Below are 16361 nucleotides of genomic sequence, written 5' to 3'. Positions count from 1 at the left end.
TGAATACACAATAAAATAGAAGAATTATGAAAAATAGCAAAAATGGATTAGTGGCATTTGCTTTGGTAGGATTAGCTGCGGGAGCTGCTGCATGGTATCTTTTAGGAACTGATGACGGAAAAAAACAATTAGATCGTGCAAATGATGGCATCAAAAGCTTAACTAAGTCATTGAAGGATCTTTCTAAAAAAGAAGCTAGAAAAGCACAAAAGCTGGCCAATAGAGCATCAGCCGAACTGGACAGCTTGAAATCCAAAGCGCAGGCTGCTTTCAGCAAAGCTTCAGATGATGCCGATGCATTGAAAAACAAAGCAAAAGAAGCTGGTAGAGAAGCTTTGGACCACGCCAACAATGCGGCACAAAATTTAGCAAACAAAATCGACAACACAACCGATGCTGCTAAATCAAAAATTTCTAATGCATAAGTAAAAAAAACGTTTTTTTAAGAATTGATGGTTTAGCCACTTCTGTGGTTAAAATACATTTGTATCTTTGCGGCATATGACTTTACTGCAACAGGTAAAAACTTTGATTCTTAAAGACATCATTCTGGAATGGCGATCAAAATACGCCATCAACGGAATCCTATTATATGTCGTATCTACTGTATTTGTTTGTTATCAGGCATTCAAGTCAGTAGATACTACAGTTTGGAATGCATTGTTTTGGATCATCATGTTATTTGCTTCCATCAATGCTATCAATAAGAGCTTTGTTCAGGAAAACCCCAACCGACAGCTTTATTACTATTCACTGGTAGACCCGCGGGCTATCATCCTCGCCAAAGTCATTTACAATATGCTATTGATGAGCATACTGGCCATTATCGCTTATTTCGTCTATTCAATCATATTCAAAAATCCGCTCGGGGACCCTACGCTATATTTTATTTCAGTCATTCTGGGGAGCATTAGTTTTGCAAGTGTATTTACCATGATTTCTGGCATTAGCTCAAAGGCAGGCAACAATAGCACGCTCATGGCCATTTTGAGTTTCCCGGCCATCATTCCCTTATTGATCGTCTTGATCAAGCTTTCCCGCAATGCCGTAGAAGGCCTGGAAAGGGCAGCAAGTACAAAAGAAATAATTGTATTACTCGCAATTAATGTAATCACGATCACTATTTCTTTATTGTTATTTCCGTACCTTTGGCGAGATTAATTTTTAGGATTGAAACACATTAAATTCAATTTACCATGAGAAAAAAATGGTGGAAAATATTAGCTGTCCTGATTATCTGTGCAGTCATTATCAATGGCCTTCTGGGCCCTGTTCCCCGCCTATTTATCCTTCACGAGAGCATCCGAAACGTCTATTTCCATGTCCCAATGTGGTCTGCGATGATTGTGATGTACCTGATTTCTGTTATTTATAGCATCAAATACCTCAATACGGGTAAACAAGAATATGACTTAATGGCCATAGAAGCTGTCAATACAGGTATTACTTTTTGTTTTTTTGGTTTGGCAACAGGAATGTTATGGGCAAATATCACCTGGGGCGAGCCTTGGCCAAATGACCCTAAATTAAATGGTTCAGCAATAGCAACGTTGATGTATCTGGCTTACCTTGTTCTCCGGAATGCACTGGAAGAAGAACAAAAAAGAGCCAAAATATCTGCCGTCTACAATATTTTTGCATTTCCGATCATTATAGTATTACTCTATATTTTGCCAAAAATGACAGATTCCCTGCATCCTGGCAGTGGTGGTAATGCGACCTTTGGGCAACTACAAATGAGCAACGAACTGCGGCCAACATTTTATGCTGCAATGATCGGATGGCCGATGATCGCTTTTTGGATCTGCTCGCTCCGTTATAGAGTCCGTCTGTTGGAAAGAAAAGAGCAGGAAATCTAGCCGTCAGTAGAGATAAGCTGACAATTTCGATAAAAAAGAATTCTGATGAAACCGGAGTATAACCGGTGCCTCATCAGGCATTAAAAAAACAAACTGAGTGAACCGAACGATTGAGCTCACGAATTCCTAAAGGACTAATTAATGAGTAAACGAGCTCATTTATACCGATGGGATTAACACTTACAAATAATTTATACGGATGAAAAAAATAACATTATCAATTGCATTATTAATCTTATCAACTTTAAGCACATTTGCGCAGGATGACGTTGATATGGCAACCGGCTTACGTAGCGAGGGAAAAATCTATGTGGTTGTACTCGTGATGTTGGTCATTTTTCTCGGTCTGGCTTTCTTTCTTTTTTTGCTTGACCGCCGCATAACGAAGTTGGAAAAAAAGAATAAATAGTCAGCTGTATATCGCATATCATGATTATAAGTCAGTTCAGAAATTATACGCCGATAAACATCTTATTTTTATCCCTTGTGGGGTTTGTATTATGCCTGGGCATATTCTTACACCTACCGGATAAACTGGATTCGGTAATTTTTGAACCTGCACTTGGCAATCTGCTCGGAGAAAACAATTTGATCAACCTCTCTCCAGCAACAAACGTCTTTATCACACTGATTCTGACGATCTTTCAGGCAACTATACTCAATCGGATCACAAGCCATTTCAACCTACTGGGAAAACCTAGTTTTTTGGTTGCATTGATGTATATGACACTGGCCAGTTTATTTTTACCTTTTTTGGTTTTGTCCCCCACCCTGATCTGTAACTTTATTTCGATCTGGATGCTAAGCAAATTGCTGTCGCTCTATCGTCAGACGGATGTAAAAGCAGAAATGTTCGATCTGGGCATGATCGTCGGCATCGGAAGCCTGATCTACTTTCCATTTTTGAGCATGTTCTTCCTTTTGTGGATAAGCCTACTGATTTTTAGGCCATTCAATTGGCGTGAATGGGTCACACCACTACTCGGATTGGCTACAGTTTATTTTATACTCGGGGTAATCTATTTATGGGTAGGGAAAATGGAATTATTTTATACCATCTGGCTGCCGTTCACCTATAAGTTCCCAACAGCTATCCGTATTCAGTTATTTGATTACCTGGTCTTGATTCCGATCCTATTTGCGCTCATACTGTTCCTGTTGATCCTCAAAGACAACTTCTTCAAGAGCATCGTGCATATCCGAAAATCTTTCCAGTTATTATTTTTCATGTTATGCCTAGCTGTAGCCTCATTTTACTGGAATAAAAAATTAACGGAGGCGCACTTTCTGCTTTGCGCGCCCCCAATTGCGATTTACATGGCGTATTACTTTACCTACGCCAAAAAGAAATGGTTTTTTGAGGTCGTATATGCCATTATCGTATTAACCATAATCTACTTTCAATTTTTCTAACAAATTGTACAACAGGTGTTTAACCTTTTTTAACAAAATCAGCTTAACAAGCTCATAAAAATTGAATAGTTTTGTATGCGAATAAAAGCAAAGAACATTTAATTACAGGAGTCAAAAAACTCAAAGATTTCACAAAAACTAAATAAACATTAGTTTCTCAATTTTATAGATTGACCATGCAGAAACGCTTTATAAGCTCTCTAAGAAATAAATCACTCCAACTGTTGTTAGCAGGTGGAATTTTAGCTAGTTCTACTACCGCATTTGCCCAAAAAACGACATCCGCTTCACCTTATTCTCAATTGGGGATAGGTCAGATGCGTGAAGATTTATTACCTCAATATAGAGCTATGGGGGGTATCAATACGGCTATCCGTACATTAGATGGCATCTATTACAATACGAATCCAGCCAATCCGGCATCTTATTCCGCCGCGCGGTATACTGTCTTTGATGCAGGTTTATACGGTAACTACACACAATTAAAATCAACTACCCAGTCTGCAAATACGGCTGATTTTGCTTTTAGTCATATCACAATGACTTTTCCAATGAAAAAGTTCGGCGGTATCAGTATGGGGATATTGCCCTTTTCGGATGTGGGCTATCGCAGTAATTCACAGGAAAGCACCAATTCAGTAACCTTTAATAAGGTTTTCACCGGCGAGGGCGGCTTGACAAAAGCGTATGCAGGTTGGGGCGTACGTGTTTATAAAGGCTTGAGTATCGGTGCCAATATGTCGTACCTTTTTGGTACATTAAATGACTATAGCCGTGCTGAATTCCCTTTTTCCAGTGGAGCTTTGAATACACAACGTCAAAATAAACGCGAAATTCAAGGTATTATCTTTGACTACGGACTACAATATGAACAGGCTATAGGTAAAGAGTATGCCTTGACCTTTGGTTATTCAGGATCCTTGAATAACGATATAAAAGAGCGCACAACAATATTCGATACAAGAACACAACCCTCAACCGATCCGGACAATCAAAATATTCCACTAGATACAACCTATATGTCTGGACGGAGCAGTAGACACCTGACGCTACCATTAAAACATAATGTGGGTGTTACTTTTGCCCGCAATGGACGGTGGCTGGTTGGGGCAGATTTTAAATATGCAGACTGGTCAAGATTTCAGGTTAGAAGTGGTGAAGGTCAATTACGCAAAAATTATGGTGTAGCAGTTGGTGGACAATTGACTCCTGATCGATCGTCGCTCAACTATCTGAGCCACGTGGATTATCGTCTTGGTTTTAGATACAACAAAACACAGTATTTTCTAGCCGGTCAGGATATTAATGATATGGCTGTAACAGTTGGGGTAGGCTTACCTTTAGCCCGAACACAATATTCGAGAGCTTTCTCCAAGATCAATTTCTCAGCGGAGTTTGGCCAGATGGGTAAAGTAGCTAATGGTCTCTTACGTGAGCGTTACATCAACTTCAATATTGGATTTACGCTAAATGATCGTTGGTTTGCAAAAGTTCCACTTGACTAAGACAATGATAGGTAAAGTATCTGCACGTTCCATAGTACAAAATATGTCGCCCCTGGTAATTCAATTTTTGCTAGGGGCGCTCTTATTGACTTCATGTGAGCCAGATCTAAAGGAAGTCGACCGGATCGCCAACCTAAAAAAAGAGGAGGCTGTGGACATATCACGCCATGTCGATGTGATCTATAGTGATTCTACCCGGGTTAAAGCAAACCTAACCGCACCCGAAATGCGGATCAAACACGATAGCACAGAAGTCTATGAGTTTCCTAAAACTATAAAGATCATCTTCTATGATGAGAAACTAAAGGAAACACAGCGCATAACCTCGGACTATGCCATCAGGAAAGAAAAAGAGAAAATAACAGTCTTCACGAAGAATGTTGTTGTCACCATGGCCGATGGCTCTATTCTAAAAACGGAAGAAATCGTTTATGATGAAGGCGCAAAAGACCCCAATAAGACTTTTTACAACAATGTACCCGTCCAGGCTTTCTTTAAAGATCAAAGAGGAAACCTTCAGGGCTCATCCTTTACATCGGACAAGGACTTGCAACATGCCAATATACAGAATGCAACGGGCGTAGTGATCATCAAAGACAACAGCTTGTTCCCTTCCATAGGCCGATAGAGAAATCCCACTTTTATTAGGCCCTCCGCTACGGCCTCCCTCATACCACTCTATAATGTACGGCAGGAGGCCAATAACACAACTCACTCGCGCACAAATTGCTTACAGAAAATTATCGTTGCTGGATCAATACCATTATTTATAAAAAATAGTGCAATACAAATGGTTTTCAAATTTGTTTTATTACATTCAGGAAAATATTCCGTTTTTTTTTATAAAAATTGTATCTTGCACCGCATTTTGCTATGCTATGCATAAATTAACGAAATACAAGTATTTACACAATATAAACACAATAAGCAGACTATGGGATTAATGGGCTTTTTGCGTAACAAAGCTGGTGTCATCTTGACGGCAGCCATGGCTATCGCAATTTTAGCATTTTTACTAGGCGATGTTGTTCGGGGAGGCGCTCCTTTCTGGGCTAGACATCAAAATCGTGTAGGGGAAGTCAACGGAACTGAAATTGAATATCCTGCGTTCAGCCAACAGGTAGAACAGGCGGAAGAAATGTTCAAACAACAAATGGGTGGCGCTGTTACTCCTCAAATGAGAACGTACGCCGTACAACAGGTTTGGAATCAATTCTTATCCAGAGAAATCTTGAGAAAAGAGATTGAAAAAATCGGTTTGACAGTAGGTAGCAAGGAATTGAATGATCTAGTACAAGGTCCAAATCCTTCCGCTCAGATCGTTCAAGCATTTACTAACCCGCAAACCGGACAATTTGACCGTGGTCAGTTGTCAACCTTTATAAGCCAAATGAACAGCGCTGGCAACCAAGCCGTGGCTGCTCAGTGGGAAACCTTGCTTGAGGGCGTGAAAGAAGAACGTCTAAGTAGCAAATATGGTGAATTACTTTCAAACAGTGTATACGTCACTTCATTGGAAGCAAACGAAGAATACCAAGAACGTAATAAATTAGCGAATTTCAAATACATCCTTTTAGACTATGCTTCTGTGAAAGATGCTGAGGCTAAAGTGACTGATGCTGATTTCCAAGAGTACTATAATGAACATAAAAATATGTTCAGAACACAAGAGGAGACACGCGCGATCCAATATGTTACTGTAGACGCAAAACCACTTGCTAAAGATTCATTGGCCGTAAAAGAAACGATCAACAAGTTAAAGCAAGATCTTATCGTTGCGAAAGATGATTCCTTATTTGCATCTATTAATTCGGACAACAAATATCCATTTACCTACATGAAAAAAGGTCAATTGAGTCCTTCTTTGGATTCAGTAGTCTTCAATGTAGCTGCGGGTACTACAGTAGGTCCATTCCTAAGCAATGGTGCTTATGAAATTGCGAAAGTAGTTTCGACAGTGGTTGGTCCGGATTCAGTTAAGGCCTCTCATATCCTATTGGATGCTACAGCAGAAGGTGGTGTTGACAAAGCATTGGCAAAAGCTGACTCGATTAAAGGATTAATCCAAAAAGGAGATAACTTCGCGGCTTTGGCAGTGCAGTTCAGCAGTGATCCGGGTAGTAAAACAAATGGTGGTGAGCTTGGTACTTTTACAAGAGGCCGCATGGTACCGGAATTTGAAAAGGCAGTATTCGAAGGAAAAACGGGAGATATTAAAGTTGTAAAATCTCAGTTTGGTGTACATATCATTAAAATTGAGAAGCAGATCGGTACGGCAAAATATGCAAAAGTTGCTATCATCGACAAAGTAATCAATAGTGGTAAAGAAACCCTAAACAATGCGCATAGCAAAGCGACAGCATTCCTATCGGCTGCTACTGCACAAAACTTTGCGCAAGAAGCTAAGAAATTAGGCTTAGAGGCGCGTACAGCATCACGTGTTACAGCAATGGACAATGTGCTTGATGGCACTGAAGCTCCACGTGATTTAATCAAATGGGCTTTCGAAGCTAAAAAAGGGGACATCTCAGACAAAGTATTTGAAACTGAAACTTCTTATATCCTAGCGAGCTTAGTAGATGTACAACCTAAAGGCATACTTTCGTTAGACGCAGTGAAAAAAGACATTGAGCCTGCGGTTAAAAACAAGGTTAAAGCTAAAATCTTAAAAGAAAGATTTGCAAAAGCTTTGGCTGGCACATCTTCTATAGACCAAGTGGCTCAAAAAGTGGGCAAATCTGCTATCCATGTGGAGAATGTGGTATTTGCCAATCCTGTTATTCCAGGTGTAGCCTTGGAAAATGCAGTAGTAGGTACGGTATTTGGGCTTCAACCAAACAAACCTTCGAAAGCAATTGAAGGAAATACAGGGGTATATGTGGTGCAAGTGAACGGTTTCACAAACCCATCAGCAATTTCTGACATCAACGCACAAAAGAAACAAATGCTTGCAGCTAAAGCGCAACGTGCTTGGGGATCTATTTTCCGTGCATTACAGGACAAAGCTGAAATCATTGACAATAGAGTGAAATTCTTTTAGAAGATTTTTAAGTAAATTTGTAGCCGGACGAATTATCGTCCGGCTTTTTTTTGATCGAATAGCTATGGAAATTCAAACAAATATTGTCAATAAAGTTGCGCAAAGTGGATTAATAACTGTTGATCTGGCGGATTATCATCCGAAGGCTGATAATGTCCTGTATGATATCAAGGATAATCTGTTCCATGGTCTGATTTTACGGGAGAAAGATTTCCGCGAGTTCATCAAAACTCATGACTGGTCACAATATGCCGATAAGCATGTTGCCATCACCTGTACGGCGGATGCTATTGTACCTACCTGGGCCTATATGCTACTGGCCAATAAGCTGGAGCCATATGCTGCAACTGTTATCTTCGGAGATTTGGATGAATTATTACGCATACAATATGCAGCTGCCATTGAGCAAATTGATATGGAACAATTTCGGGATCAAAGAGTCGTCGTTAAGGGTTGTGGCGACACCTTTATCCCAGAATCGACATTTGTCCAGTTCACGGTAAAACTCAGCAAAGTAGCAAAGAGTATTATGTACGGGGAACCCTGTTCTACAGTTCCAGTTTTTAAAAGAAGTCCCCAGGCGCCAAAAGCTGCTGACAAACAAGCATAAACAGCCTGTGCCTGATGATTTCATCACTTTAAAAAGACAATTTATTCTGATGAAATTAACATTTCTTTTCAAACAATTTTCGTAAACTTACGTACATGAAACTTATATCGACATTGCTCCTATACTTATCAGTTTTTGTAAGTACAGTTTTCGCTCAGGATCTACCCCATTTAAAGGAATCGGCATTTAAAGGTGGAGAAAAATTAAAGTATAAACTCCGCTATGGTATAATTTCCGCAGCAACGGGAACGTTGACTGTCGCCGATACGAAAGACGGATTTGGGAATCCCGCCTTTCATCTATATGCTGCAGGTAAAACAGCAGGAGCATTTGCCATCTATACCGTAAGAAACGAATACAATTCATATATCAATAGTAAGACATTCTTGCCTTATTATTATACAGAAAACATCCGCGAGGGAGGTTACAGAAGGAATGACAAAGTACGTTTCAATCAGGACACACGTACGGTGAACGGCAATAAAGGAACATTTACATCCAAGGTGGATCAGACCTTTGATTTGCTATCATCTTACTATTTCGCCCGCAATCTGGACTTAAGTTCGGTCAAGCCGGGTGAATCCTTTAAGCTGACCTACTTCCTGAATGATGAAATAGCCACCTTGGGCATACAGTATATTGGAATCGAAAAAATAAAAACGGAACTGGGCACCCTAGAGTGCCTCAAATTCAGCCCTGAAATTAAACCGGGACGTATCTTTAAAAAAAATAGCAAGCTTTACCTTTGGGTAACCAATGACGGTAACCGTATTCCGGTGAAAGCCAATGTCGATATATTAATTGGCTCTGTCACCTTAGAATTGCTGGAAGCAAGCGGACTAAAATATAAATTGGGCCAAAAAGCAAGCTACTCAAAATAATTAGAATGATTGAAGTAGGAAATGTGTTGGTACATGAAGATCTAATCAATAATGACTTCGTGTGCAATCTATCAAAATGTAAAGGAATCTGTTGTATCGAGGGGGACTCGGGCGCACCTTTACTGGAAAGTGAAAAGGCTATTCTGGAGGAGATCTATCCAAAGGTAAAACCCTATATGACCGAGAAAGGTATTGAAGCCATCGAAGAACAAGGCAAATATGTTGTCGATGTCGATGGTGACCTCACCACAACATGCGTTGATGGGAACAAAGAATGTGCGTATGTAACCTGGGAAAATGGCATTACCAAATGTGCGATAGAGAAGGCTTATGAATTAGGGGAAGTCCACTGGCGGAAACCTGTTTCCTGCCACCTTTATCCTATCCGCACGACGCATTATCCCGAATTTGACGTACTTCATTACGACCGCTGGCATATCTGTAAAGATGCCTGTACTTTTGGGAAGGAATTACAAGTGCCGGTATATAAATTTCTGAAGGATCCTCTGATCCGCACTTATGGCGAAGAATGGTACAAAAATCTTGAGCGTGCAGTCGATGAGTTGTAACAAAATTACTATCTTTAAGCTTTAACTTTTTTGGTATTTCATTCCAATTCATGTCAAAATTAACAGAGATCCAACGTCCTATTATCCACGAACTTGAAGCTTTTGAAAAGAAATTCAAAGCATCGATGAAAAGCTCCGTTCCTTTGTTGGATCGTATCACGCAATACCTGATTAAACGCAAAGGCAAACAAATGCGACCGATGTTTGTCTTTTTCTCGGCAGGCATTTGCAACGGGATCAATGAGTCGACCTATCGGGGTGCCGCTTTGGTTGAACTATTACATACAGCCTCATTGGTACATGATGATGTCGTTGATAATTCCTATGAACGTAGAGGGTTCTTTTCGATCAACGCACTCTGGAAAAATAAGATTGCAGTGCTGGTGGGTGATTTTTTGCTTTCAAGAGGCTTATTGCTTTCTGTGAAACACCAGGATTATCATCTGTTAAAGATTGTTTCAGAAGCAGTGGATCAAATGAGTGAGGGCGAGTTGCTCCAAATCGAAAAAGCGCGTAAACTGGATATAGAAGAGTCCATCTACTTTGAGGTCATCCGGAAAAAAACAGCATCGTTAATTGCTTCCTGTTGTGCCTGTGGATCTGCTTCATCCAATGCTGACGAAGAGACAGTAGCAAAACTGCACCAGTTTGGAGAGAAAATTGGCATTGCATTTCAGATTAAGGATGACTTGTTTGATTTTGGATTGGATGATGTGGGAAAGCCGCTTGGAAATGACATCAAAGAGAAAAAAATGACCTTGCCTTTGATCCACGCCCTAAGTCAGACGAGTTCCAGCGAAAAAAGGCGAATCATCAATTTGGTTCGAAACCATAATGAAGACCCCAAAAAGGTTGCTGAAGTCATCGATTTTGTGCGCAACAGTGGTGGGTTAGCCTATTCGACAAACAAAATGCTGGAATACCAGCAAGATGCCTTTCGCATCCTAGATGATTTTCCGGATAGCGAATACAAACAAGGATTACTGCAATTGGTTAGACATACAACAGAAAGAAAAAAATAATGAGTCACGAATTAATGTTTTTTGGAGGTTTCTTAATCTTCATTGCGCTGATGTTAGCCATTGACCTTGGCCTATTTTCCAAGGGCGATAAACCCGTTAGTTTAAAAACGGCAGCAATTATGAGTGCTGTATGGGTACTGTTCTCTTTGGGTTTCTACTGGCTCTTACGCCACTATGGATTTGAACTGCATAATATCCATGATTTGAACCATCTGCAAGAGGTCATCACCAAACATCACCATGATATCAAAATTATTCCCGGTGATCTAGCCGCTAGTTTAGCTGTGTATAATAAAAACCTAGGCTTGGAGTATCTGACAGGCTATGTCGTTGAATATGCACTTTCGGTGGATAATATTTTTGTGATGGTATTACTGTTTACCTCATTTGGAATTCCTGAGCGCTATTATCATAAGGTTTTGGTGTGGGGGATTCTCGGAGCTATCGTGATGCGATTCCTGTTTATCTTCCTTGGTGCAACCCTCATCGCTAAATTTGGCTGGATTCTATACGTCTTTGGTGCTTTCTTGGTTTTCACTGGGGTCAAGATGTTTATCAACCGCAACCAGGAAGAAGAGGTCGATCCGCAAAACCATCCTGTGGTTAAATTTGCATCCAAGTATTTCAAGGTCACACCAAAATTAGATGGCGGTCATTTTTTTCATGTGGAGAATGGCGTAAAATACATGACACCCTTATTTTTGGTCTTGTTAGTGATTGAATTTACGGATCTGATTTTCGCAGTGGATTCTATTCCTGCGATCTTCTCGGTGACCAAAGATCCTTATGTGGTATTCTTTTCCAATATTTTCGCTATCCTAGGGCTACGCTCCATGTTCTTTCTATTGGTCAATATTATTCATAAGTTCCAATATTTAAAGGTGGGATTGGCTTTTCTATTGGTCTTTATTGGTCTGAAGATGTTATTGCATCATTGGTTGGCAGAGGTCGGCTTTACAACAACCCACTCTTTGATTGTGATTATCAGTATACTTGCCTTAAGTATTATTGCTTCACTGCTCTTTCCAAAACAGAAGGAAATTGCCGAATAACATAAAAGCAAAGGGTCGTAAAATTTACGACCCTTTGCTTTTCAATGCTTTAACCTTTTTTATCCACCGACTTCTCCGAAAAAAAAGCCGAAATTAGGACACATTTTTAAGAACAATTATTTTACAGAGGAATTTACCTTACTAAATTTAATTTATTTAATTTAGCATCACTTTAAATTAACAAAATACTAACAAATGAATTGGAATAAATCGATTGTACTAGCTGCGTCTCTGTTTGCAGCTTCATTCCAAGTACAAGCACAGGACAATTTGATCAATGCCTTAAAAGCAAATCAAAATGACAATAGCAAATCTGGGTTTACATTTACAGAAGTTATCAATTTAGGTAATACCTCGATCAAGGATCAAGGTTCTTCAGGTACATGTTGGTCTTATTCAGGAAACTCTTTTCTAGAGTCCGAGATGATCCGTATGGGTAAAAAACCAGTGGAGATTTCCCAGATTTATACAGCGCGTAATACATACTTAGATAAAGCACGTACCTATGTACGTCTTCATGGCGGCTTGTCATTGGGTGAGGGTGGTCAATTCCACGACGTGTTGAATTCGTTCCGCAAATATGGTGCTATGCCACAATCGGCTTATACGGGTCTCCACTATGGTAGCACACGCAACAACTTCGGTGAAATGACCTCGATGCTTGATGCGATGTTGGGCTCCATTGTAAAAGGTAAATCCCTGACTCCAAACTGGGAAAAGGCTTATACCGCAGCAATGGACTCTTACTTAGGTGAAGTTCCTGAAAAATTCGATTACAACGGTAAATCCTATACACCGCGTACATTCGCAGACCAGGTTATTGGTATCAATCCGGATGATTATGTTGGTATTGCTTCTGTTACCGACCATCCTTATTATAGCCAATTCGTACTGTTAATTCCGGACAACTGGTCATTTGACCGCTTTTATAATGTACAAACCAATGATTTAACAGATATCATTGATAATGCCTTGCAAAAAGGATACACTGTTGCCTGGGCAACCGACGTGTCAGAAAAAGGATTCTCCTGGAAAAATGGTATCGCTTATGTTCCGGAAAAACCTTTCGAACAAATGAGCGAGCAAGAGAAAGCAAGTATGTTTGTAGGTCCTAAACCAGAAATGAAGATCACGCCAGAAGAGCGTCAAAAAGCATTCGACAATTGGCAAACTACCGACGATCATGGTATGCATATCGTCGGTTTGGTAAAAGATCAAAACGGTAAAGAATACTATATCGTTAAAAACTCATGGGGAACATCCAATGACTACAAAGGATATTTATATGCGACAAAGGAATTTGTACGTTATAAAACAACTTCTTTACTGTTACATAAAGATGGTCTGACAAAAGATTTAAAATCCAAGATAAATATCAAATAAGCAATTTATCCACGGTTGAAAACACCTCTGAAATTAATCTTTCAGAGGTGTTTTTGTTTTCAGATTAATTTGATAACTTAAACCTAATTATAAATCTAGTTGTTCAGTGAGTATGAGAAGTATAATCGCATTATGCCTTGCAATTTTAGTTGGGAATCTAGCGTATTCCCAGACCAAAGGGGTGAAATTTGTTGAAGGATTAAGTTGGAAAGAGGTCAAAGAGAAAGCGAAGGCAGAAAATAAGTTTATCTTCGTTGAACTTTTTGCGACCTGGTGTGGCCCCTGCCAATACATGAGTAATGAAATTTTTCCCTTGGAGCAGGTCGGTGAGGCCATAAACCAGAATTTTATTAGCATCCGCGTACAAATGGACTCTACAGAATCGGACAATGCCGCCGTCAAAAAATGGTATGCTGATGCCAGTGCCATTTCCAGTGAGTACAATATCCAATCTTTTCCAACCTTCTTAATTTTTAATCCAAGCGGAGAAGCGGTACACCGAATTGTTGGTGCAAGTGATGCACCAGAATTTGTTGACCATGTCACGGATGGACTGTATCCCGAAACACAGTATTACACGTTATTAAAGAAATTTGAGAAAAGGCCACAGGATATCTATACAGCCAAACAGATGTTAAAAGCAGCCAATATCGCTTATGACGAAAGCACTGCACGTAAAGCCGAAAACACCTTGGCCAATTCTTTAGGCACTGACGAGCTTTTTAAGAAAGAAAATGTACATATCCTCCTGGCTGCCGCCAAGTTCACAAATTCAAAGGCTTTTAACCTGATCCGCAACAACAAGGAAAAAATAGACATCCTTTTGGAATCACCTGGAATTGCCAATCGTACATTGGCTAATGTGGTCGTCAATGAACTCTTCCAAATTAAGATAGATGCCAAGCACGAACCTAACTGGGATGTTTATCAAAGCGAATTATCCGCTAAATATCCGGACATAGATTTTGCCCCGATGTTCAAAAAGATCAAAGCACACTATTATCTTCAGGTCAAGAATTATGTGGCCATGAAAAACACCATCAACGATTACCTATCATCGGAGGATTTTACAGCACATCAATTGAACACCTTTGCCTGGACAATTTTTAATAACAGCAGTGATCCCGAATGTATCGACGCAGCGATCAGCTGGAGCAAGAAGTCGATTATTGAAGATCCAAGTTCTGCTTTCTTGGATACCTACGCCAACCTACTTTATAAAAAGGGGGAAACCGAAAAAGCGATCAAGTGGCAAAATAAAGCCATAGAAATGGCCAGCGAAGATGACCGTCCGATCTATCAGGAAACACTCGACAAAATGACCAAAGGAATAAAGACCTGGGAAAATTAGGCGTTGTCAAGCAAAAGGGGTCTTTCGATTTCTGCACAGATTTATTCTTATGGAATAAATCTTAGTAATGGTATTTTACCATTTGTGTAGTCTGGTTTTTAGAACTTCGCACGGAGCTTTAAAGTATATATTAGTATGGAGCATGGTCCGTCAGCAGATCGGCTATTAACATCTGGGCATTAACCCTATTTATTGATTTGGTTTTAACTTTGAATAATTATAAATGATTTTCTCAAAATAGTAAACCACCCGATTAATTTTTTTTCATATTTTTTTCTTGGTCGTCATTTTATTCAGTAAATTAACAGCTAAATATCAACGGATTATGAGAAAATTAATTTTAATGTTATTCTTGGTTCCCACCTTACTGTTCGCTCAGGGCGAAGGTGTAAAATTTGAGCATGGCCTCAACTGGAACCAAATCAAGGAAAAAGCGGCCAAGGAAAACAAATTTATCTTTGTCGATTGTTTCACCACTTGGTGTGGGCCCTGTAAGTATATGACAAGCACGATCTTCCCACAGGCAAAGGTAGGTGATTTCTTCAATGCCAAATTTATCAATGCTAAAATCCAGATGGATAAAACCAAAGCGGATAATGAGGAAGTAAAATCCTGGTACAGCGAAGCAGATCGTTTTGCCAAAGAATACAAAGTGGTGGCCTACCCGACTTTCCTGATCTTCGATTCAAAAGGAAATCTTGTACACCGAATTGTAGGCGGCGGGGATGCGGATGGTTTTATTGCCAAAGCGCAAAAAGCGTTGGATCCGAACACCCAATATGAAACCTTATTGGCAAAATTCAATGCGGATCCCCAAAATCCCACAATTGCAAAGGCGATGGCTGCGGCAGCAAAAGATGCCTATGACAAAGAAACACAGGCAAAAGCAGAAGGTATCGTGCTATCTACGCTATCCACAGATCAAATCTTTACTAAAGACAACGTAGAGTTATTGCTTTCTTCGGCAAGCATTAAGGATTCAAAGGCTTTTAATTTAATAAAAGATAACCCAGCCAAATTTGATGCGATCAGTGAGAAGGTGAAAGCAAACGATTTCTTGGCTAAACTATTGATCGGTGAGGCGGTCAATACCAAAATCCAGGCAAAAGAAACTGTAGACTTTGCTGCCCTTGAAAAAGAACTGGCCCAAAAATACCCAACTGTCAACACTGAAAAAGCGAGTCTGGAAATGCAGCCCCGCTATTTCTCCTACACCAAAAACTATCCCGGTTTGAGAGATAGTTTTAACAAGTATATTGCCAAATACGGTTCGACAATCACCGCCATGGAACTCAACAACATGGCTTGGTCCATCTTTGAAAACTGTGATGATCCCGCTTGTTTGAAAGCGGCTTCGGAATGGAGCAAATTATCGCTTGAAAAGGAAAAAGATACACCAATGTACTTAGATACCTTTGCCAACCTGCTCTATCGTCTAGGGAACAAAGATGAAGCCATCAAAACCCAGGAGAAAGCAATCTCACTATTGACTGCAAACGATAAAAAAGAGGATTATGTAGCAACGCTACAAAAAATGAAAAAAGGCGAAAAAACCTGGGAATAATCCCGCTACTGACATAGGAAACAAAAGGCCCAGATCAAGCAGTTGATCTGGGCCTTTTTATTGTATTCGGATAAGTTAGCTACAAAAAACAGGATGTAGCTAGATCCTTCCC

Annotated in this window: 16 protein-coding genes; all 16 read left to right on the top strand. The window is 39.9% G+C overall.

Translation table 11 applies throughout. The features are described from left to right. Positions 1-26 precede the first annotated feature (26 nt). The 16 genes from ABDW32_RS13695 to ABDW32_RS13620 all read left to right on the top strand — a co-directional run bounded on the left by ABDW32_RS13695 (position 27) and on the right by ABDW32_RS13620 (position 16249). The gene (locus tag ABDW32_RS13695) at positions 27-425 is read left to right on the top strand and encodes a hypothetical protein (protein ID WP_343563289.1); all 399 of its coding nucleotides are present in this window, start codon (positions 27-29) and stop codon (positions 423-425) included. A gap of 76 nt (positions 426-501) precedes the next feature. Continuing rightward, positions 502-1161: a heme exporter protein CcmB gene (locus tag ABDW32_RS13690; protein WP_343563287.1), complete on the top strand. Its 660-nt coding sequence runs from the start codon at positions 502-504 to the stop codon at positions 1159-1161. Between the two features lie 35 nt (positions 1162-1196). Further along, the gene (locus ABDW32_RS13685) at positions 1197-1859 is read left to right on the top strand and encodes a cytochrome c biogenesis protein (RefSeq protein ID WP_077437989.1); all 663 of its coding nucleotides are present in this window, start codon (positions 1197-1199) and stop codon (positions 1857-1859) included. A gap of 199 nt (positions 1860-2058) precedes the next feature. After that, positions 2059-2268, top strand: coding sequence for a CcmD family protein (locus ABDW32_RS13680; protein ID WP_077437990.1), 210 nt, complete (start codon positions 2059-2061; stop codon positions 2266-2268). Between the two features lie 20 nt (positions 2269-2288). Further along, positions 2289-3272 (top strand): DUF6427 family protein, encoded by a 984-nt coding sequence (locus ABDW32_RS13675; protein WP_343563283.1) that lies wholly within the window; start codon positions 2289-2291, stop codon positions 3270-3272. Positions 3273-3448: 176 nt separating this feature from the next. After that, a complete protein-coding gene (locus ABDW32_RS13670) occupies positions 3449-4777 on the top strand; it encodes a hypothetical protein (protein ID WP_343563282.1) in 1329 nt (442 codons plus the stop codon). A gap of 4 nt (positions 4778-4781) precedes the next feature. Continuing rightward, a complete protein-coding gene (gene lptC / locus ABDW32_RS13665; RefSeq protein ID WP_343563280.1) occupies positions 4782-5405 on the top strand; it encodes an LPS export ABC transporter periplasmic protein LptC in 624 nt (207 codons plus the stop codon). 306 nt (positions 5406-5711) lie between these two features. After that, the gene (locus tag ABDW32_RS13660; RefSeq protein WP_343563278.1) at positions 5712-7817 is read left to right on the top strand and encodes a SurA N-terminal domain-containing protein; all 2106 of its coding nucleotides are present in this window, start codon (positions 5712-5714) and stop codon (positions 7815-7817) included. Between the two features lie 64 nt (positions 7818-7881). Continuing rightward, the gene (locus ABDW32_RS13655; RefSeq protein ID WP_343563276.1) at positions 7882-8427 is read left to right on the top strand and encodes a DUF2480 family protein; all 546 of its coding nucleotides are present in this window, start codon (positions 7882-7884) and stop codon (positions 8425-8427) included. A 95-nt stretch (positions 8428-8522) separates the two neighbouring features. Beyond that, positions 8523-9308, top strand: coding sequence for a DUF3108 domain-containing protein (locus ABDW32_RS13650; RefSeq protein WP_343563274.1), 786 nt, complete (start codon positions 8523-8525; stop codon positions 9306-9308). A gap of 5 nt (positions 9309-9313) precedes the next feature. Beyond that, positions 9314-9877 (top strand): DUF3109 family protein, encoded by a 564-nt coding sequence (locus tag ABDW32_RS13645; protein WP_077437997.1) that lies wholly within the window; start codon positions 9314-9316, stop codon positions 9875-9877. 50 nt (positions 9878-9927) lie between these two features. Continuing rightward, a complete protein-coding gene (locus ABDW32_RS13640; protein ID WP_343563272.1) occupies positions 9928-10899 on the top strand; it encodes a polyprenyl synthetase family protein in 972 nt (323 codons plus the stop codon). Continuing rightward, positions 10899-11951, top strand: a complete 1053-nt coding sequence (locus ABDW32_RS13635; protein WP_343563270.1) for a TerC/Alx family metal homeostasis membrane protein — start codon at positions 10899-10901, stop codon at positions 11949-11951. The genes ABDW32_RS13640 and ABDW32_RS13635 overlap by 1 nt, the downstream gene beginning before the upstream one ends. A 195-nt stretch (positions 11952-12146) precedes the next feature. Beyond that, positions 12147-13334 (top strand): C1 family peptidase, encoded by a 1188-nt coding sequence (locus ABDW32_RS13630; protein ID WP_343563268.1) that lies wholly within the window; start codon positions 12147-12149, stop codon positions 13332-13334. Between the two features lie 112 nt (positions 13335-13446). After that, positions 13447-14685: a thioredoxin fold domain-containing protein gene (locus tag ABDW32_RS13625; protein ID WP_343563267.1), complete on the top strand. Its 1239-nt coding sequence runs from the start codon at positions 13447-13449 to the stop codon at positions 14683-14685. A 325-nt stretch (positions 14686-15010) separates the two neighbouring features. After that, on the top strand, positions 15011-16249 hold the full coding sequence (locus tag ABDW32_RS13620) for a thioredoxin fold domain-containing protein (protein ID WP_343563265.1): 1239 nt from the start codon (positions 15011-15013) through the stop codon (positions 16247-16249). The last annotated feature ends 112 nt before the right edge of the window (positions 16250-16361 follow it).

Origin of the sequence: Sphingobacterium sp., assembly GCF_039596235.1 — a bacterium.
Classification (GTDB): domain Bacteria; phylum Bacteroidota; class Bacteroidia; order Sphingobacteriales; family Sphingobacteriaceae; genus Sphingobacterium.
Note: the sequence above shows the minus strand (reverse complement) of the source record. Positions and strands in the feature narration are given on the sequence as shown.